The sequence below is a fragment of the Yersinia proxima genome (assembly GCF_902170785.1).
In the GTDB taxonomy this organism is placed as follows: domain Bacteria; phylum Pseudomonadota; class Gammaproteobacteria; order Enterobacterales; family Enterobacteriaceae; genus Yersinia; species Yersinia proxima.
Genome location: NZ_CABHYG010000001.1, coordinates 13,648 through 33,490, shown reverse-complemented (window position 1 = coordinate 33,490; position 19,843 = coordinate 13,648). Strand labels below are relative to the sequence as shown.

Here is a 19,843-nt window from a genome sequence, read left to right as displayed (position 1 = left end):
CTGAATACAAAAGTTAGTCTGAAATAACACTTCCGGTAATTCAATCAGCGAATTACCGGATTATCATTTCTACCTGTCACCTGCATATAAAAAATCAATAGAACGAGGAAGTTATTATGAGCAAATCAATATATGAGCAGTATCTACAAGCTAAAGCAGATAATCCGGGCAAATATGCGCGCGATTTAGCCACATTAATGGGCATTTCAGAAGCGGAACTGACCCACAGCCGCGTTGGTCATGATGCCAAACGTCTGAAAGGTGATGCCCGCGCACTACTGGCCGCATTGGAAGCTGTCGGTGAGGCCAAAGCTATCACCCGCAACACCTATGCCGTGCATGAGCAACTGGGCCGTTACGAAAATCAACATCTGAATGGTCATGCTGGTTTGATCCTCAATCCACGCAATTTAGATTTACGCCTGTTCCTCAACCAGTGGGCCAGCGCATTCACGTTGACAGAAGAAACTCGCCACGGTGTACGCCATAGCATCCAGTTCTTCGACCCTCAAGGCGATGCTTTGCATAAAGTGTATGTCACTGAACAAACTGACATGCCAGCCTGGGAAGCCCTATTGGCGCAGTTTATCACCACAGAAAACCCAGAGTTGCAGCTAGAGCCACTGAACGCACCTGAAGTCACTGAACCGACAGCCACCGATGAAGCTGTAGATGCTGAATGGCGTGCTATGACTGACGTGCATCAGTTCTTCCAGTTGCTCAAACGCAATAACCTGACTCGTCAACAGGCTTTCCGCGCTGTGGGTAATGATCTGGCTTATCAGGTTGATAACAGTTCCCTGACCCAGTTGCTGAACATTGCTCAGCAAGAACAGAATGAAATCATGATTTTTGTGGGCAACCGTGGCTGTGTACAAATCTTCACCGGCATGATTGAAAAGGTTACACCACATCAAGATTGGATTAATGTTTTCAACCAGCGCTTCACGCTGCATCTGATTGAAACAACGATTGCTGAAAGCTGGATTACCCGCAAACCAACAAAAGACGGTTTCGTGACCAGTTTGGAACTGTTTGCTGCTGATGGCACCCAAATTGCACAACTTTACGGTCAGCGCACCGAAGGCCAGCCAGAACAAACGCAATGGCGTGAGCAAATTGCTCGCCTCAATAATAAGGATATCGCCGCATGAGACTAAGGTTACTGTCACTCCCTTTCATTCTGTCGCTGAGCGCCTGTCTTCTGCCGCTGAACTCTTTCGCCGCAGAACGTATCGTCACCATTGGCGGTGATGTCACAGAAATCGCCTACGCACTGGGTGCGGGTGGTGAGATTGTGGCTCGTGACAGTACCAGTCTACAGCCTCAGGCAGTGCAAAAGCTGCCTGATGTTGGTTACATGCGCATGCTTAATGCCGAAGGGATTTTGGCAATGAAGCCGACCATGCTGCTGGTCAGTGAGCTGGCGCAACCTTCACTGGTACTCAAACAAGTCGCCGACAGTGGTGTAAATGTTGTCACTGTACCGGGTCAAACCACACCTGAAAGTGTGGCAGTGAAGATAAATGCTGTTGCCAGCGCACTGAATCAGCAGGAAAAAGGGCAAGCACTTATCAAAGACTATCAGCAACGTTTAGCTGCGGTGAACAACACACCACTGCCGGTTAAAGTGCTGTTTGTCATGAGTCATGGCGGCTTAACCCCGATGGCAGCTGGTCAAAATACCGCAGCAGACGCCATGATCCGCGCCGCCGGTGGGAGCAATGCGATGCAAGGTTTTAGCCGCTATCGTCCGTTATCACAGGAAGGGGTGATTGCCAGTGCGCCGGATTTATTATTGATCACCAGTGACGGTGTGAGAGCGCTAGGTGGCAGTGAAGGTATCTGGAAATTACCGGGGATGGCATTGACACCGGCGGGCAAAAATAAACGCCTATTAGTCGTTGATGATATGGCGCTGCTCGGCTTTGGCCTGGAAACACCGCAAGTGCTATCGCAACTGCGCAAAGGTATGGAACAAGCGCAATGAATTGCCGTATTCACCCGCGACTCATGCTGAGTATCCTGCTGATGATCCTGATCATCCTGGCACTCGGTTCAGCCAATATGGGTGCATTGACGCTCTCGTTTCGTACCTTGTGGCATGCATCATTAGATGATGCCATGTGGCATATTTGGCTAAATATCCGCCTGCCCCGTGTGCTGCTGGCGGTAGTGGTCGGCTGCGCACTAGCGGTTTCCGGCGCGATCATGCAGGGGTTATTCCGCAACCCACTGGCAGACCCCGGCCTGTTGGGGATCAGCAGTGGCGCAGCCCTGTGTGTCGGGCTGATTATTGTGATGCCATTCAGCCTGCCGCCACTGCTGGCGCTTTACAGTCATATGGTCGGAGCCTTTATTGGCAGTCTGGCCATTTCTGCCATTATTTTCACCCTCAGCCGCTGGGGGCATGGCAACTTATCCCGTTTGCTGCTGGCCGGCATTGCGATCAATGCGCTATGTGGTGCAGCGGTCGGTGTGCTGACTTATATCAGTGATGACCAGCAATTACGCCAGTTCTCTCTGTGGAGCATGGGCAGTTTAGGTCAGGCGCAGTGGTCAACACTCATGGTAGCGGCATCATTGATTCTGCCCGCTTGTGTGCTCGGTTTGCTGCAAGCACGCCAGTTGAACCTGTTGCAGCTAGGAGACGAAGAAGCGCACTACCTCGGCGTTAATGTAAAGCAAGCCAAACTGCGCTTGCTGTTACTCAGTGCCATTTTGATTGGTGCCGCTGTCGCCGTCAGTGGTGTTATCGGCTTTATTGGGCTGGTCGTTCCGCATCTTATCCGGATGAGGATCGGAGCTGATCACCGCTGGTTACTACCCGGCGCTGCGCTGGGCGGCGCTTGCCTGTTACTGACCGCCGATACACTAGCTCGTACTCTGGTCGCTCCGGCAGAAATGCCGGTCGGGTTAATCACCAGCCTACTGGGTGGCCCTTATTTTCTGTGGCTGATTTTACGTCAGCGGGAGCAACGCAGTGGTTGATACGGCGCTATTAGAAGCGAATCAGCTTTCCTACCATGTACAAGGGCAAAAGTTGATTAATAACGTTTCACTCCAAATTGCCAGCGGTGAAATGGTGGCGATTATCGGGCCAAACGGCGCAGGGAAATCCACTCTGCTGCGTTTATTAACCGGCTATCTCGCACCATCTGAAGGTCACTGCCAGTTGCTCGGAAAGAACCTCAATAGTTGGCAGCCCCAAGCATTAGCCCGAACCCGAGCGGTGATGCGCCAATACAGCGATTTGGCCTTTCCATTCAGTGTTAGCGAAGTGATTCAGATGGGCCGTGCACCTTATGGGGCGGCGCAAAATCGCCAGGCGTTACAAGAAGTGATGGCGCAAACCGACTGTCTGGCACTGGCGCAGCGGGATTACCGCGCACTGTCCGGAGGTGAGCAACAACGGGTTCAACTCGCTCGTGTGTTGGCGCAACTGTGGCAACCGGAACCGACCCCGCGCTGGCTGTTCCTTGATGAGCCAACTTCCGCATTAGATTTGTATCATCAACAGCATACCCTGCGCTTATTACGCCAGCTCACCCTTCAGGAACCCCTGGCGGTGTGCTGCGTGCTGCATGATTTGAATCTGGCCGCACTCTATGCCGATCGTATTTTGCTGTTAGCACAGGGCGAACTGGTGGCCTGTGGTACACCAGAGGAAGTGCTCAATGCCGAAACACTGACCCGCTGGTATCAGGCTGATCTGGGTATTTCGCGTCATCCGGAAAGCGCCCTGCCGCAAATTTATCTGCGCCAATAATCTCAAGCCAAACCAGCCGCAGGTTGGTTTGGTTTTTATGTCCCTATCGACAACCCACCCTCTTCCAGCAATTCGTAAATCGTCTTACCCACTTTTTGCACGGCGCGTTCAATTTCAGCCGTCATCTGTTTGCTGTAACTCAACCGCAAACAATTACGATATTTACCTGAAGCAGAGCTGATAAACCCGGCCGCCACCTGTACACCTAATGGCAACAAACAACGATTTAGGCGCAAGCTATCAAAGCCATGCGGCAATTCGACCCATAACATAAAGCTGCCTTGTGGCCGACTGAGACACGTATTCGGCGGGAAATACTTCATCACCCAACCGGTCATAATGTCGCGATTACGTTGGTATTGGCGGCGCATCCGACGTAAATGCTGCATGTAATGGCCCTGCTTGATAAATTCAGCCATCGCCAGCTGTGGCAATGACGCAACCCGTCCGGCAGAAATATATTTCATGTGTAACGCTTTATCCAAATAGCGCCCCGGAGAAATCCAACCAATACGTAAACCCGGTGCCACCGTTTTTGAAAAAGAGCTGCACAGCAATACCCGCCCATCATCATCAAATGAGGCAATGGTCGGTGGGCGCGGATATTGATAAGCCAGAGCGCCATACACATCATCTTCAATAATGGCGATGTCGTAACGCTGAGCGAGAGTCAATAATGCCTTTTTGCGCTCATCCGGCATATTGTAGCCCAGAGGATTATTGCAGGTCGGCGTCAGTTGTACAGCTTTGATCGGCCATTGATCCAAAGCCATTTCCAAGGCTTCCAGACTGATCCCCACCACCGGATCGGTTGGGATCTCAATCACCTTCATACCCATCCCTTTTAGGGTTTGCATCGCGCCATGAAAACTGGGGGAATCTACCGCCACAATATCACCGGGCTGACAAACAGCTCCCAACGCGATAGCCAGCGCACCGTGGCATCCGGAAGTAATAATAATATTTTCAGCTGATTGATGATTGCCACTGTCGAGCATCAGGCGGGCGATTTGTTCACGTAATACTGGCGAGCCGTAAATATTGTCATATTCCAGCACTTCTTCACTTTGGTGAAGACTCACCCGGCTTAATAAGCGGCTGAGGATTTTAAGCCCTGGGCCAGAAAGGTCAGGCGAGCCAGTCCCCAGATGGATAACATTGTCCTGATCACTTTTTTGCAAAAATGCCAGCGTATTTTCCCACTGCGAAATCTCGACCGGCCGCTGTGCATGAGTGCATGTGGCGGGTAAAGAGGGCAAATTTGAACTGCAACGCACGAAATAACCCGACTTCGCCCGCGCCTCAATCAGCAAGCATTCTTCCAACTGCCGATATGCCTGCTGTACGGTGCTAATACTCACTCCATGCTCGTCACTCAAGAGCCTGACCGAGGGGAGCCGCTCACCGGCGGCATAAAGCCCGGCTTTAATTCGCTGACTAAGAATGTCGGCCAGTTGTTGGTAACGAGTCATTGGTATCACCTGATAAATGAATAAAAACCGGTACAGATGGCACGAAATCAAACCATTCAGTTGATATATCGCATATCTGTATGGAAATAATAGTCCTAATTTGCATCTGTAATGTTTTGTGCCAAAGTTTCATGCTAATGGCTCACCTACTGACGGGGAGTCGATGATGAATAATATAATTGAAGATCAAATAGATGAATGCTGCTCGTCAACTGTTCGAGCTGCAAAAAATCGCCAAAATATTTTTATTCAATTATGGCTAAAAGCATACAGATACTCGTATCAATGGAATGAGCGGCGTAAAGCAGCCAATGTCATAGCGAGATTGAATTCAGATCAGCTAAAAGATATTGGCCTGAGCCGAGAGGATATTAAGCGAGATTACAGCCGCCCGTTTTGGCGCTGAGAAGAAGTAATGTAATAAATAGCCCGCAGAGATTGCGGGCTATTGAAGAATATAGAGAACCGGTTAGAAATCGTAGCCCACTGTCGCTTGTACTGAGCGCTCTGCGCCCCAGTAGCAATACGAGGTGCTATAGCAGGCGGCGACATATTTTTTGTCTGCGATATTATTCACATTCAATTGAACAAACGCGCCTTTCAACGATGCAGCCCATGTCCCTAAATCAGCACGAACAGAGGCATCGCCCAAGGTATAAGAAGGTACACGCAAGGTATTAGCATCATCCGCCCACTGCTTGCCAATGTAACGGATACCCGCCCCCACATTGATGCCGTAACCCGCTTCATACTGTGCCCACAGCGATGCCATATTGGAAGGTGCCAGTACTGGCGTATTGCCATCATTGCCATCAATCGCATCTTTGAATTTCACGCGATTATAGGTATAACCGGCAATCACACTCAGCCGGTCACTAATCTGACTTCTGGCTTCCAATTCCAGCCCTTGTGAATTGACCTTACCTGCCGGGATATAATAAGTCGCCGGTACTGCACGGTTTGCCACATCATTTTGGGTCAGGTCATATAAGGCGGCAGAATAGAGCGAAGTACTGCCCGGCGGCTGATATTTGATCCCCACTTCATACTGCTCGCTGGTCATCGGTTTCAGCAGTTTTTGCTGTGCATCCGGGAACAAACTTGGCGTAATTGCCTGGCTGTAACTGACGTATGGTGAAATACCGCTATCAAAACTGTACAACAGTGACGCACGCCCACTCGCGTGGTTATCTGTACGTTCATCGGCGCTGTTGGCAGTGTTATTAATATTTTCCGTTTTCATCCGATCATAACGACCGGACAGATTCAGGTGCCAATTATCCAGTGTCATTTCGTCTTGCAGATAAACGCCACTCTGTTCATAGCGGCGGTTTAAATAGGATGTATTAATGCCGGGAGTGGTCAGCAGATAATCACTATACAGCGTCGAACCACCCGAAACACCGGTATAGGGGTTTAACGGCGTGGCATAAGCACTATCACTGCGCAGATTGTTACGGAACTTCTGGAAATCAAAGCCCAGTAATACTTTATGTTTAACTGCTGCAGTCGCGAAATCCGCTTCCAGTTGGTTATCTACAGCAAAGGCATTGAGCGAGGAGTCTTCGCCAGAATAATAGCGATTCATCAGGGTACGGTCGCTATTCCAGCCCCCTTGGTAAACCTGCTCTAACTGAGTATTAGAATGGGTATAGCTGGCATTTTGGCGGAAAGACCAAACATCATCAAACTTATGTGAAAATTCATAGCTATAGATTTGCTGCCAACGTTTAAACACGTTGTGATTACTTTCGCCATCAAAGAAGCCGCGACTTAACTTCTGCCCATAGATGCTGCCATCAGCCGGAACCGCGCTGTGGTAACCGCCGGAAGGGTCTTTTTGCAAATTGGCGCGCAGCAACAATGAGGTATTCTCATCGGGTTGCCACAATAATGACGGCGCAATCGCATAGCGCTCTTCGCGCTGATGGTCATACATGGTGTCGCTGTTACGGGTTATCCCGGTCAGGCGGAACGCCCAGTGTTCAGATATCGCGTCGGTATAATCAAATGCCGCAACTTGCGTATTGTTATTACCGGCCGTCAGGCGGAAATGACCTTCAGAGGTAAATTGCGGGCGTTTAGAAGTCATCATGACTACGCCACCAGGGATGCTCTGACCATATAACGCAGAAGATGGGCCTTTAATCACATCAATACGCTCAAGGAACCACGGGTCCACTTGCAGCACATTATAACTACCACCATCACTGAGTAAGCGCAGCCCATCAAGGAAGGTATTGTTCACATCACCGCCGTGGAAACCGCGCAAGGCGACAGTGTCATAACGGGTTGCACCACCAGAAAAACCAGTGAAGACACCCGGCGTGTAATTCAGCGCCTGATTAACTGTCGCAACGTTTTGATCGTCCATCTGCTGGCGGGTAACCACTGATACAGCTTGTGCCGTCAGGATGAGCGGCTGATCAGTTTTGGTGGCCCCTTTCGTGGTGGTTGCGGTGTAACCCAAGGTGGGTAAATCGGCTTCGTGGCCTGCTTTAGCCGTCACTTCTATCGTATCGTCAGCAATGGAGGCTAAGGGTATAAACATAGCCAATGAGCATAAAATAGCGGAGCGCTTTATTATAAAAGCCGAGAACATAGTTATCTTCCCCAGAGAATGAGCATATGAAATAGATGGTTATCAATTAGCATCCATTGCTATTTTCGCCCGGCAAATACCCTTGCCTGCGCGCCACATATCGTGGGTCCATAAGTTCAGGGCACAATTTATTAAATGAGAGTGGTAATTACAATGATAATTATTATCTTTAATATTTAATTTAGGGGAGTGATTATCGGAGTAAGATTATTCAGTAACTCACAGGGTGTGCCACAATAAGTATCAGGCAGGCATACCTACACTAATTAATGGGTTAATTGTGGTATTCACATTCGGGCTGACAGGTTTTATGAAAAAGAACGAGCACGTTGTTTCACGTCGACATTACCCTCTATTCTGTCTGTTATTCGCACTGATTTGTGCACCCCTTATGGTGCTGTCAACGACAGGTACTGCCCTGGCGGCGGCAACATCAGACACCGCGTCCGAGAGCAGCGAAGAACCGGCAAAGCCGGCGATATCGGTACAATTAATTAGCCTGCAAAAACAGTTGGATAAGCTAAAGCAAAGTGTCTCTGTCAGCACATCAGATAATGAGTTAAATGCGTTAAATGAAACGGCAATAGCGCTAGTGAAGGATGTCGATATTCTACTGGCGGAATTGAAACCCAAGCGGGAACAGCTACAAACACAATTAGATGTTTTAGGTCCTCCGCCTGCCACCGGGACACTAACCGAAACCCCGATAGTTGCCCAACAACGCCGAGTGCTAAACACCCGTAAAGTACAATTAGAAGGCCAGCATGATCAGGCCCAAGCCATCAAAACCAATGCGGAAAATCTGGAAACACAGATTATCGCCTTGCGGCGAACGGCACTGAAATCACAAATTGCCTTAAATTCCGGCAGTATTTTGGGCGCAAATTTCTGGGCGCCCATCGTTAATCCCAATGCCGATGATGACAAGCGGCTGAAAGATTTTATGCAAGAACTTGCGGATGCCTGGAACACCGCCTGGGAACCCGAGTGGCGTATTGGCACAACGATATATCTGTTGCTGACACTACTTATCGGGGCATTTGGCTTTAAGCTCCTCGACAAACTGACTGCCTGGTTTTGCGCCAAATGCCTGCCTCAAGGCCCCTTGCGCCGCAGTTTTATGGCCTGCGCAACGACCTTATATACCGTGCTGATTACTGTCACCATGGCACAATGTATCACTCAGGCATTCACTCGCACGCCGGATGTCTCGCAGGTGGTGATGAACTTTGCACTGGCTTTTGTTCAGCTTATGTTTTTCTCTGCGTTAGTGGCGGGCCTCGGGCGAGCGTTCTTATCTAACCAGCGTCCTTCATGGCGTTTACCCGCGATTGCTGACGAAGTTGCAGCGTCTCTAAAACTGTTCCCTCCTCTATTAGCCAGTTGCATCATGATTTTTGGTGCCATTGATCAGATGAACAATATGATCAATATCAGTGTATCGGGAACAATTTTTGGCAATGGAATATCAGCGCTGTTGGTGGCACTGACCGCCGCTATTATTCCATTACGCGCCAACCGGATACGCCGTAATTTGGTTGTTAATGGTGAAAAACCAGAAGCCTATTCCACTTTAGCTGGATTGATTCATCTGGCTATTGGCATTACGGCAGTAGCGATATTGCTGTCATTGTTAGTTGGATATATCGCGCTGGCGAAATTCTTAAGTTACAAATTGGTGTGGGTTTGCCTGGTTCTCTCCTGCTTATATTTACTGACTCATCTTTGTGTTGATTTGGCAGAAAGTCTCTTTTCTCCTACCAGTAGCGCCGGTAAAGCGATTAAGCAAACACTAAATATTGATGACCGCCATCTGGCCCAAGCAGCAACACTATTATCAGCCACCAGCAAAGTCACACTAATATTACTGGCTATTATTGCGCTATTTAATGGCACCTTTGGCTCGACGACTCCGGTTTCGCTGTTACAAAAGACCGTGGAACTGTTAGGTGGGGAAGGGCTGGAAAAATTAAATATCGTCCCGACAAATTTATTTAATGCAGCACTTTGTCTGCTTATCGGGTTATATGCGCTGAATGTCGCTCGACGTTGGCTAAGTAATGAGTTTCTGCCAAAAACCCAGATGGATTCCGGAATAAAAACCTCGGCAGTCACTCTATTCAGTAATATCGGTTATGTACTGGTGATTCTGCTGACCTTATCTGTGCTCGGTATTCAGTGGAATAAATTAGCCTGGATTGTCAGTGCATTATCTGTGGGTATTGGTTTTGGTTTGCAGGAGATTGTGAAGAACTTTATTTCCGGCATTATTTTGCTCACCGAGCGCCCAGTTAAAGTGGGCGATTTAATTAGTATTAGTGGTGTTGAGGGCGATATTCGGCGCATTAATGTCCGCGCCACAGAAATTCAACTCAGTGATCGCTCAACGGTTATCGTACCAAACTCTCAATTGATTTCGCAGAATGTGCGTAATGCTACGATGGCTAATGCACAAGGAGTTGTCACTATTGCCCTGACATTCCCGCTGGATTTAGATGTTGAACTGGCACAAGCACTGCTGATAGAAGCGTATGAAGAACACGAGTCGATACTCGATACCCCTGCCCCATCAGTGAAATTCAGTCAGTTAAGTCCGGACGGTATTGTACTCAGTGTCACCGGTTTGGTACCGAGTCCACGCATGGTGAGTAATACTAAAAGCTCGTTGTTATTCAGTATATTAAAACGACTTCGAGCCGCAGGTGTGTCTCTGGCGGTGGCAACGACCAAAAGCCCACCCACTGTCAATTAACCTTGAGTGGGCCATAAGTCATATCATGATAATAAAACTTATGACCCCTCAATAAGTTACTTCGTCGGACTCAGGCTAAACACTTTTGGATTGCGCCCTAACCATTGGGCGGCTAAGGCATTAACCTGCTCAAGTGTGACCGCTTTCACCTGCTGCTCTTCTTGAGCCAATAAAGCAAAGTTGCCATCGTCGCTGGCAACTTGTGCCAGTGCGTCAGTCCAATAACTGGCACTGGTACGGCTGGCATCTTGCTCGATCCACCAGGCTTTTTTCGCTTTATCCAACTCTGATTGCGTGACGCCCGCCGTGGCTATTTGCTGTAAAACCTTCTGCGCCATTTGCACCATTTCCTGTGAGCGCTCAGGGGCTGAGGTAAAGTTAAGCCGTGCCAGATAATAAGGCTGTGGCAGTTTTGCCAACAGTTGTGAGAAACCTAACGTATAAATACCGCTGGCTTGCTCGCGCATGTCATAACGCAACCGCAATGTGACGATTTTATCCAATAATTGCAGTGCCAGTAGGTTCGGCTGCGACCAATTAGCCTCGGCTGAGAACTGCATACTGACCATCGTTTTCGGGCTACTGGCGAGCGGATAATCGTGGCTCATCGCCTGGTTCAGCGGTTTTATTTCTAAATCGCGCCAATGCAAACGCTGTTCGCTGCGCGGCAAGCTGCCCAGCCATTTTTCCACCAGCGGCTGTAAGCGTTTCTCATCTAACGCGCCACTGAGGGCCACGGTCATATCTTGCGTGGCAGAAAAGAGTTGCCGATGGCGTTGTTCAAGGCCCGCCACAGTGAAGTTACGCCACGGCCCTGTTGCGGTTACCAGCAACCGATCGCCATGTTGATAACCCGCTTGTGTAATACTGTCGAGGAAGCGGCGCTCAACGGGCTGTTTCTCCAATCCCAACCCAAATGATTGTTTTTGTTGTGCTAATTTTTCTGCGGAAAACTGAGGTGCGGTGATTTTCAAATACAGCAATTGCAACAGAGGTTCGAGTTTGTCTGCCGGGGCCGAACCGCGTAAGCCGTGGAACAGCATCTCATCATAAGGAGCGACAGCCACTTCGGATTGTTTGCCTAATTGAGCTAACTGCCGTGGGTTGTATTGGCTGTAGCCACTCACTTCCGGTAACCGCATCGCCCAATTCACTTCACCGACACGACTATCATCCTCCAACGAGCGCCCACCCGGTATCCGCAGCGAGAGTTGCACATCATCTTTTAAGCGGTCATTGGCTTTCACAATCACCCGAATACCATTACTCAATGTCCAGAGTTGGGTATCGGGGATAGGTAAAGTCTGGCGCTGCACAATCTTACCGGCAGGCGGCGGGGTGACAGTCAAGGTAACCGGCTTCGGCTTCAGGGTAAACGGCCCTGGAGCACTTTGGCGAATACTGTTCCACATCGTCGCCAATTGCTGGTTATCCACCAGTGACTTATCACTATCCGGGCCAATCAGTGCCAGCCGGGCAGATCCTTCCTGCAATAATTCAGCTACTTGCGCCTGAACATGCTGTGGGCCAATGGCCTCAAGCCAGGTTTTGGTCATCGCCAATTGCTGCTGTTTGTTTAGCATTGGCAGATCAAATTCAATGGCGGTGGTGATATTATCCGCCAGATACCCATGCTGATAGCGGCTCTCGGAAGCCGCCTGCTGGCTCAGCTTGATGAGGATTTGTTGGCGGGCCGCATTCAGCTCCGCCTCACTAACTGGCGCAGTTGCCATTCGCTGCAACTCAGTGAATAGCTGGCGCAATGTGCCGTTATAGTCACTGCCTTGCGGGCGGGCAATCATCAAGTGTTGAATGCGACGGTTATCCAGCAGAGCACCTTGTTGGTTGATGCTTGCCACCGATAACAGGTCGTTATCCACCAGCAATGACAGCCGCTGATTAAAAATAGTCAGCCACAAGGTATCGAGCAGATCACGCCACTGCCCATTGTCACTGTTTAGCGGGGCCGCGAGGTCACGCTGTAGTGCTAACTGAATAATGCGCGTTCCCTGCTCAGCATCAAATACCGTGCTGAGCATTAACCCTGGCTGCGGGGCGAATTTCGACCAACTGGCATCATCCTTCGCCAACTTTTCTGGTACAGGGATCGCGAATAACTCATTGATCTGTTTGCGTAAATCATTCACTTTAAATTGGCCGACCACCACCAATGCCATGCGCTGAGGCTGATACCATTGCTGATAATAATTAACAGCTTCGCTGACTGGAGCTTGTCGCACCACATCCAGCAACCCAATAGGATCACGTTCTGCATAGCGGCTCCCGTGGTAACGTAGCTGCTCCAAAGCCTGATTGATACGGAACCCTACACCTTGGCGCAAGCGCCACTCTTCGACGATCACCTGCCGTTCTTTATCAAAGGCGGCGGGTTCAAAGCTGATGCCCTGCGCCCAGTCCGATAAGATTCTCAGCCCCAAAGTCAGCTGTTTTTCATCGGCATTTGGCAGAGATAGCTTATACGTAGTGGCATTCAGGCTGGTCACAGCATTGACATGGCTACCCAGTGTAATCCCTTGTTTCTCTAGCGATTTAAAACTGCTGGTGCCGGGGAAGTGACGAGTGCCTTTGAACGCCATATGCTCAACAAAGTGAGCCAGCCCACGCTGTTGCTCACTCTCTTGCAATGAACCACTGTTCACCAGCAGGCGCAGTTCTACACCGGGTTGATCACGCGGCAACAGGTAAACCTGCATACCATTGCCGAGAGTGAAATGCTGAAGATCAGCACGCACCGGCAGTGTTTGCTGTTGCGCTGAAACCGGCAGAACACAACCCAAAAACAGGCAAACAAATAATGTTCGCACTAGTTGGTTAAACATGGTGTGGCAACTCCTTGAATAACATCGGATGAATAGTCGAGGTGGTATTGGTAGTCGGCAATATCAGCCAGGAAGGTTTGATGGCTAACCAGCAGTACCGCGCTGTTCGGTAACTGCTGCCTAAGCAACTGTAATAAGTGGCGAGCACTGGCGGCATCCAGCGCAGCGGTGGTTTCATCCAGCAAAATCAGCCGAGGCTTATTCAGTAACAGGCGGGCGAACATCAGCCGTTGCTGTTCGCCACCGGACAGACGCTGTTGCCAATCAGTTGATAGCGCTAACTGATAATTCAGTTGCGGCAATCCAACTTGCACCAACACCTGCTGCAATTGCGCTTCAGTGAAATCTTCGCGTTGTGCCGGATAAGCCAGTAAGTCATCCAGTCGCTCATGGGGCAGATAGAGGCGCTGAGGCAACCAGCTCACACTGTCACTGCGCTGAATGCGGCCCTGATAATGAGGCCAATGGCCACTTAAAGTGCGTAGCAAGGTAGATTTGCCGATCCCCGATCGCCCTTGGATCAAGGTCAGGCTGCCCGCAGTGGCATTAAAAGTAATATTGCTCAATAACATCGCGCCATCGGCAGTGTAGAGATCCAATGCAGCACGTAGTGGTAAGCCGTCGTCTGGCGCACTTTCAACCGGGCTAACCGGCTCAGCATCCAGTAACACCACAAAGTTATACAAGCGGGTGACCGTGGCCTGCCAGGCGGCAATCTCACGGTAAGAGAAAATAAACCAACCCAACGCCCCAGCAACTTGTGCAAATGATTGGCGGATTTGCATCAGCCCGCCCAGTAATAACTCACCGGCCAAAAACTTGGGTAGCGCAAAGAAAATGGGTGCCAGCGCACTGAGTTGTTGATAGCCCACAGTGAAGAATGAGAGGTTTTTTTCATAGCGAATCAGCTGATACCAGTTATCGGCTACCGCACGGAAACGTTGTAATAATGCCGCACGTTCATGGTATTCACCGCGCTGCCCGGCAATGGCATCACTGGCTTCACGGCGAGCAATCAAGCCACTGCGGTAATCTGCCTCACGCCGTTGGCGATCCATATTAAGCTGGCGTAGCGGATAGCCAATCCAATGGGTCAAGCCAATGCCTAGCAAGGTGTACAGAATACACACCCAGAACATATAGCCCGGCAGGGTGAAACTGCGTTGTGCCAGCGAGAAGCTAATACTGCCAGAGAGTTGCCACAGAATGGTGGCGAACGAAATCAGAGTGAGCAGTGAATGCAGGAAAGTAATGAGCAACCGCAGGCTGGATTCAATTAGCAACCGGACATCTTCGGCAATACGTTGGTCTGGGTTATCCGGCACCAGCGCATTGATTTTTAACGCATAATGTTGGCCTTTATGCGACAACCAGCGCGCCAGAATATGTTCGGTCATGCCGATACGCCAGCGCATAATCAATCGCTGCTTAAGGTAGTCAGCAAAAACCACCACCAAAATCAATGCGCTGACCAACAGGATGAAATGCTGCAATAACTGGTACAGCGCCTGGCTGTTCAGTTGCTGTAACGCGTTGTAAAAATTGCCATTCCATTGGTTCAGTTGCACATTAAACCAAACAGAAGAAAGGCTGAGCGCCAATACCACCAGCAGTAATAACCAGGCCAGCAGTGCTGAGCGGATGCCCCAGAACGGTCTGGCTAGGTAATAGAATTGTTTCAGTGTTTTCATAATTTGTTCTTTTTCATAAATAAGGCCAATTGCTTTCATCAACAAACTGCAAGCAGAGTTCTGAAGATTCAGAACAAAAAGTATCGGGCCGCCTAAGCAACCCGATGGTTTTTAGTCAAAGATTTGATTACAGGTCGTAGCTCACTTGCAGCCAGAATTGGCGGCCCGGATCATAGGAGTGCAGCACCCGATCGCCATACACAAAGGTGTCGGAAACATTGCGTTTATTGAGTAGGTTATTCACCTCAATCGAGATGCCAGCACCATAAGCAAATGCGGGCTGCCAGGTCACTTTGGTGTCCCAGCGGAAGTTACTGGCAAAATGAGTTTTTTCGTATTTCAGCATCTGAGTGCCGGTGCTGGTGTCGGTGTAATACTCATTCTGATAGCGCACTGCTTGATTACGCGAACTGCGCCATTGCCACAGGTTATAGACGGTAAGGTCATATTCTTGCCACTCACTGGTTAGCTCCAGATTGAGCCGCCACGGCGAGTTGAAATTGGTCGATGGCAAATCGGAGGCATTAATCACTTTGCCGTCGTACCACACTTTGTCTGAATCCAGCTTGGTGTTCGGATCAAAGAAGGCATAGCCCTGATCTTTCGGCGTATTGCTTTTACTTTGCTGCCAGGTGAGTGAGCCGGTAAAAGCATGAGTTGTGGCGGCCAGTTCCCAAGGTTTGCTGTTGCTGACCGAGAGTGATACCTGGTCGTTACTGCTACGGCCACCGTTATCAAAAGTCCGGATGCGGGCTTGTGATGCACTGTTTGGATTACGGTATTTGGTGCGGCTACGTACTTCGTCGTAACCCTCACGATGCACATACTGTAAGCGCCATGTGCTCTGCATCACCTGTTGCTGGAGTGCAAAACTCAGTTCATCGTTATACGGTGTCTTTAAGCTGTCGATACCTTCGAAATCTTTCACGCCATCCCAATCATTCTCGGATGGGTCCAATGAACAGAAGTAGTAGCAATGCTCCATACCCGCGTTCTGCGCTTCGTATAAAGCGTAAGTCAGCATTGAGCGGCCATAGTAGCGGTTGGCCCCGGCGATCAGCACAGTGTCACCAGTACCAAATAGATCAAGACTGCTGCTCAGGCGCGGAGCGATATTGGTTTTCTGAACAAAATCATCGCGATCCAAACGTACACCAGGGCGTACAGTCAAGCGGCCATACTGCATGCTGTCATCCAAAAACAGCGCGTAGTTGGTGTAGCCAGCCTCATAGTTACCGGCGCGGAAGCGGGTGATATAACTGGCTTCAGTCAGAGAGGCGATATCATCCGCCGCAGCACTGAATTTGTAGCGGTAATAGTCGCGATCACGGATATATCGGGCGGTCGTTTTGTTCAGTTCGAAGCCAAGATTGGGGGAGTGTTGCAGGCCTAAGGCATTAAATTCATTAAAACGCAGTACCCCTTTGGCGCTGGCACTGTTCTGGCGAGTGGTCAAATCGCCCTGCCCGCCATTGTTATAAAACTGCGGATTACGCCAGTCGGTCATGTAGTCTTCTAAAGTGAAAAAGTCTTTTACATCATTGGTGCGTTCATCTTTTAGTTGCTGATAACCGGCGGTAAAATCGAGATTGGCAATATCAAAACGGTGCTCCAACTGGAGCGTAGTGCTTAGCCCGTTATGGTCATTGTCATAGCCGGAGTTAATGACACTGCTGGAGAAAAGTGTGCTGGTGTAAGCGGAGTAATTGGCCGAGAGATGGGCACTGGTGCGCTCATTGGCATCCCAGGAAAGTTTGGCGAAATAGTTATCAGAAACCCGCTTCTGGCTGCGATAGCCTGGGGTCACCGAGACCACCTCCAACTCGTTGTTCGGGCTTAATTGCAGGCCGCTGCCGCCGGTGGTGTAGGTCGGAATATCAGAGAGACGCTGTGAGGCAGAAAATACAATGCCCATATTGTCGGTAATGCCTGCTTCAAACCAGCCACCAAAACTTTGCTTATTGTATTTCGGTTGATAACGCGCCGGGCGGCTAGTGTCATTTTTCGAGCTATCGAACTCCATATCCGGATCAGTGAAAACCTTGTTCCACGACGAACGAGTTTCCCGGTAAAAAGCATGGGCGCTGTTCTCGCCACGCCAACGACGGCTGGAGACATCCAATGTACCGCCAGTAAACCCGCCAAACTCCACCGGAATGTTATTGTCGAACACCGTCACACTGTCGATCAAACGGCTATCGATATACATGCCCTGATCACTACTATCAATGCGGGTGATAGTTTCGCCGTTACCATCGCTGGCCGGATCGATATCGTTGTTAAAGCTGACACCATCCAGATTGTAGGCATTCTGATAGCTCGACGAACCATGAATGGAAATGGCTCCGGGTTTGATTTCGCCCTGCGTCAGACTGGTGTTGTCACTATTGGAGAATTGCACTGCCGGATTGGTGCGCAGTAATTCAGTGATATTGCCGTTACCCGTCGGGCGTTGGCGGATCTCTTCCGAGGTCACTACTTGCGGAGCGGACATCACGTTGTCTACAGCTGCACGCCCACCGGCCTCACCCATCACCGAGGTGGTTGGCAACACCATGCTACCAGCCGCAGCCCCTGATACCAGTGTGGGGCGGACGACATACCCCTTACCACTGGCAACCAGTTCCAATCCACTACCCACCAGCAATTGCTGCAATGCACCTTGCGCACTGTAGTTGCCGCTGAGAGCCGGAGCGCGCAAATTACGCACATCAGACTCATCGAAAATGACGTGTAATTGACCCTGTTGAGCCACCTGAGTAATGGCATTCGCCAGCGGTTGCACGGCCAGATTGAACGAAACATCCGCTGCCATAACGCCCTGTGTCGCTAATAGCGTTGCCAGCGCTAAGGCAGTGAGAACAGGCACCCCAGAAACTTTCTTTTTATTGTTTATCATCACGCTATTTCTTCCCTAAGAAATGTCAATGCGATGCCAATAAGCACCAGCATCAGGGAAGACGTGATAATGAGAATTATCCTCACCTATAAAATTAACTATTTTTTACTTTTTATTTAAATCTCTAAAAATCATTACGTTACCTTGATCGTCATGCACCACATTCACCGCCAGCAGCAACGGTAATGAGTCGAGGAACTCATCTGGATGATTTAAATCCAGTGAGCCGGATACCGGTAATTGCGCCAAACGGGTATCGGTCAGTTCAATCTTACCCGGCCGGTAGCGCCGCAATTCAGTGACCAGTTCCCCCAAAGGACGATTACGGAACAATAATTGCCCGCTGCGCCATTGACCAATTTCAGCCACCGCACTTTTGCTCAACAGCAAGCGCTTCTTCGCCGGCAACAACTGCGCCCGATCACCGGCATGCAGCATAACTGCTGTCATATTCGGCCTGCCGGTCATGGCGACAATCCCCTCTTTGACCGCCACCGCGACCTCGCCTAAGTCGTAGCGCACATCGAATGCGGTTCCAACCACTTTCACCTGGCTCTCACCCGCGTAAACAATAAATGGCCGGGCTTTATTGGCGGCCACTTGCAGGTAAATTTCCCCCTGATCCAACCAGAGCTGACGATTATCTTTTGCATAATGAACACGCACCTGCGAATGGCGATTAACATGCACCCGAGTGCCATCTGACAGCACAATTTCTCGGCTATAATCCGTGGTCTGCAGACTCATATCATTAGTCAATAACGAGGGCAGTTGGCTCATCGGCAGTAGCAGCGCAAACAGGAAAAATATCCCGGCGGCACAACTGCGCAAGGGCCGCCAACCGCGGGTTGATTTTTCTGGTTGTGGCGCACTGGCCGGCCGGGGAATTAATGCGCAATCCCCCCAAATCTGCTGCATCTGACGATAGGCCTGCGCATGGGAGGGGGAGCATTGCAACCATGTATCCAGTTGCTGTTGTTCTTGGGTGGTTAAGCGTCGAGCCTGGCTGCGGCTGAACCATAACGCCGCTTGCTCATCAATCTCAGCGCTCAGAGAACGGCTCTCATTCATCATGTTGCTCACTCCCTTGTTCAGCAACGTAGCGCTTACAATGCAGCAATGCGCCCGCAATATGTTTTTCGACCATACTGACAGAAATTCCCATCCTCTCCGCCACTTCAATTTGGGATAAACCGTCGAAACGATGCATCAGAAAAGCCTCACGACGGCGGGGGCTAAGGCTATTTAGCGCCTGTTCCAATCGACTCAACCGCTGCTGCTGCTCCAGCACATGTTGCGGATCAGCCCCGGACGGTGCCATTTCTTGCTCGGCCTCGTCATCTTCATGGCTTTGTGCCAGCGCCATACGCTGCTTACCCGCAGCCCGCCAATGATCAATCAATACCCGATGAGCAATCTTGAAAAGAAATGCCCGCGAATGCTCGACAGGTGTCTGTTTCGCTCGCTTTAGCCACAGCGTAAAGACATCGTGCGACAGATCCGTGGCATCGCTGGCATTATCCAGCCTTTTGCGAAAGAAGCTGACCAACTGACCATAAGTGTTCTGATAGGCCAGACTCACTTTATTTGATGGCGGTTTATCCATGAATGCATCCGTTAGACAGTACAGCCTCAGGCCGGCGAACGGGCAGTTACGCGGCAACCCTGCGGCATCAGGTACATTTATCCAGTGGCCCACTTTGCTGGTAGAAAAGGCTGGTGAAATAAGCAATAAAACAGCGAATTAAACGAGGGTGAATACCATAGGGTTTCACTCTTCTAAGGCTGGCGGTTATAAGCGAAAAACCCGATCAAATG

Annotated in this window: 13 protein-coding genes; 6 read left to right on the top strand and 7 right to left on the bottom strand. The window is 50.0% G+C overall.

The annotated features are described in order from the left end of the window. Positions 1-116: 116 nt before the first annotated feature. The 4 genes from FTB31_RS00135 to FTB31_RS00120 are packed head-to-tail and all read left to right on the top strand — an operon-like array spanning position 117 to position 3,769. Positions 117-1,154, top strand: coding sequence for a hemin-degrading factor (locus tag FTB31_RS00135; protein ID WP_077295829.1), 1,038 nt, complete (start codon positions 117-119; stop codon positions 1,152-1,154). After that, a complete protein-coding gene (locus FTB31_RS00130) occupies positions 1,151-1,990 on the top strand; it encodes a heme/hemin ABC transporter substrate-binding protein (protein ID WP_077175630.1) in 840 nt (279 codons plus the stop codon). Before FTB31_RS00135 ends, FTB31_RS00130 begins: the two co-directional genes overlap by 4 nt. Then, on the top strand, positions 1,987-2,991 hold the full coding sequence (locus FTB31_RS00125) for a FecCD family ABC transporter permease (RefSeq protein WP_005175607.1): 1,005 nt from the start codon (positions 1,987-1,989) through the stop codon (positions 2,989-2,991). Before FTB31_RS00130 ends, FTB31_RS00125 begins: the two co-directional genes overlap by 4 nt. Beyond that, positions 2,984-3,769, top strand: a complete 786-nt coding sequence (locus tag FTB31_RS00120; RefSeq protein WP_005156550.1) for a heme ABC transporter ATP-binding protein — start codon at positions 2,984-2,986, stop codon at positions 3,767-3,769. Before FTB31_RS00125 ends, FTB31_RS00120 begins: the two co-directional genes overlap by 8 nt. Before the next feature lie 35 nt (positions 3,770-3,804). On the opposite strand, the gene FTB31_RS00115 is transcribed toward FTB31_RS00120, so the two are convergent. Then, entirely contained in the window at positions 3,805-5,241 is a 1,437-nt protein-coding gene (locus tag FTB31_RS00115) for an aminotransferase-like domain-containing protein (protein WP_227727200.1), read from the bottom strand. 166 nt (positions 5,242-5,407) lie between these two features. On the opposite strand from FTB31_RS00115, the gene FTB31_RS00110 reads away from it, so the two are divergent. Further along, positions 5,408-5,647, top strand: coding sequence for a DUF1127 domain-containing protein (locus tag FTB31_RS00110; RefSeq protein WP_050078897.1), 240 nt, complete (start codon positions 5,408-5,410; stop codon positions 5,645-5,647). Positions 5,648-5,710: 63 nt separating this feature from the next. Here the strand turns inward: FTB31_RS00110 and FTB31_RS00105 are convergent, their stop codons facing one another. Further along, positions 5,711-7,843 (bottom strand): TonB-dependent siderophore receptor, encoded by a 2,133-nt coding sequence (locus FTB31_RS00105; protein ID WP_227730990.1) that lies wholly within the window; start codon positions 7,841-7,843, stop codon positions 5,711-5,713. 418 nt (positions 7,844-8,261) lie between these two features. Between FTB31_RS00105 and FTB31_RS00100 the strand changes: the two genes are divergently transcribed. Beyond that, complete coding sequence (locus FTB31_RS00100) at positions 8,262-10,595, top strand: DUF3772 domain-containing protein (protein ID WP_407084045.1); 2,334 nt, start codon at positions 8,262-8,264, stop codon at positions 10,593-10,595. A gap of 56 nt (positions 10,596-10,651) precedes the next feature. Here the strand turns inward: FTB31_RS00100 and FTB31_RS00095 are convergent, their stop codons facing one another. The 5 genes from FTB31_RS00095 to FTB31_RS00075 form a co-directional block, all read right to left on the bottom strand. Then, positions 10,652-13,435, bottom strand: coding sequence for a M16 family metallopeptidase (locus tag FTB31_RS00095; protein ID WP_227730989.1), 2,784 nt, complete (start codon positions 13,433-13,435; stop codon positions 10,652-10,654). Further along, on the bottom strand, positions 13,420-15,165 hold the full coding sequence (locus FTB31_RS00090; protein ID WP_227727193.1) for an ABC transporter ATP-binding protein/permease: 1,746 nt from the start codon (positions 15,163-15,165) through the stop codon (positions 13,420-13,422). Before FTB31_RS00090 ends, FTB31_RS00095 begins: the two co-directional genes overlap by 16 nt. A gap of 88 nt (positions 15,166-15,253) precedes the next feature. After that, complete coding sequence (locus FTB31_RS00085; protein ID WP_227730988.1) at positions 15,254-18,025, bottom strand: TonB-dependent receptor; 2,772 nt, start codon at positions 18,023-18,025, stop codon at positions 15,254-15,256. Positions 18,026-18,130: 105 nt separating this feature from the next. Then, entirely contained in the window at positions 18,131-19,099 is a 969-nt protein-coding gene (locus FTB31_RS00080; RefSeq protein WP_050078886.1) for a FecR family protein, read from the bottom strand. Beyond that, positions 19,089-19,631, bottom strand: a complete 543-nt coding sequence (locus FTB31_RS00075) for an RNA polymerase sigma factor (protein ID WP_050078887.1) — start codon at positions 19,629-19,631, stop codon at positions 19,089-19,091. The genes FTB31_RS00080 and FTB31_RS00075 overlap by 11 nt, the downstream gene beginning before the upstream one ends. Positions 19,632-19,843: the final 212 nt, after the last annotated feature.

Bases quoted from the DNA above. Each gene is read 5' to 3' on its own strand.
- FTB31_RS00105 (WP_227730990.1), bottom strand. From the start codon at position 7,843: ATGTTCTCGGCTTTTATAATAAAGCGCTCCGCTATTTTATGCTCATTG.
- FTB31_RS00135 (WP_077295829.1), top strand. From the start codon at position 117: ATGAGCAAATCAATATATGAGCAGTATCTACAAGCTAAAGCAGATAAT.
- FTB31_RS00075 (WP_050078887.1), bottom strand. From the start codon at position 19,631: ATGGATAAACCGCCATCAAATAAAGTGAGTCTGGCCTATCAGAACACT.
- FTB31_RS00080 (WP_050078886.1), bottom strand. From the start codon at position 19,099: ATGATGAATGAGAGCCGTTCTCTGAGCGCTGAGATTGATGAGCAAGCG.
- FTB31_RS00130 (WP_077175630.1), top strand. From the start codon at position 1,151: ATGAGACTAAGGTTACTGTCACTCCCTTTCATTCTGTCGCTGAGCGCC.
- FTB31_RS00125 (WP_005175607.1), top strand. From the start codon at position 1,987: ATGAATTGCCGTATTCACCCGCGACTCATGCTGAGTATCCTGCTGATG.
- FTB31_RS00115 (WP_227727200.1), bottom strand. From the start codon at position 5,241: ATGACTCGTTACCAACAACTGGCCGACATTCTTAGTCAGCGAATTAAA.
- FTB31_RS00095 (WP_227730989.1), bottom strand. From the start codon at position 13,435: ATGTTTAACCAACTAGTGCGAACATTATTTGTTTGCCTGTTTTTGGGT.
- FTB31_RS00090 (WP_227727193.1), bottom strand. From the start codon at position 15,165: ATGAAAGCAATTGGCCTTATTTATGAAAAAGAACAAATTATGAAAACA.
- FTB31_RS00085 (WP_227730988.1), bottom strand. From the start codon at position 18,025: ATGATAAACAATAAAAAGAAAGTTTCTGGGGTGCCTGTTCTCACTGCC.
- FTB31_RS00110 (WP_050078897.1), top strand. From the start codon at position 5,408: ATGAATAATATAATTGAAGATCAAATAGATGAATGCTGCTCGTCAACT.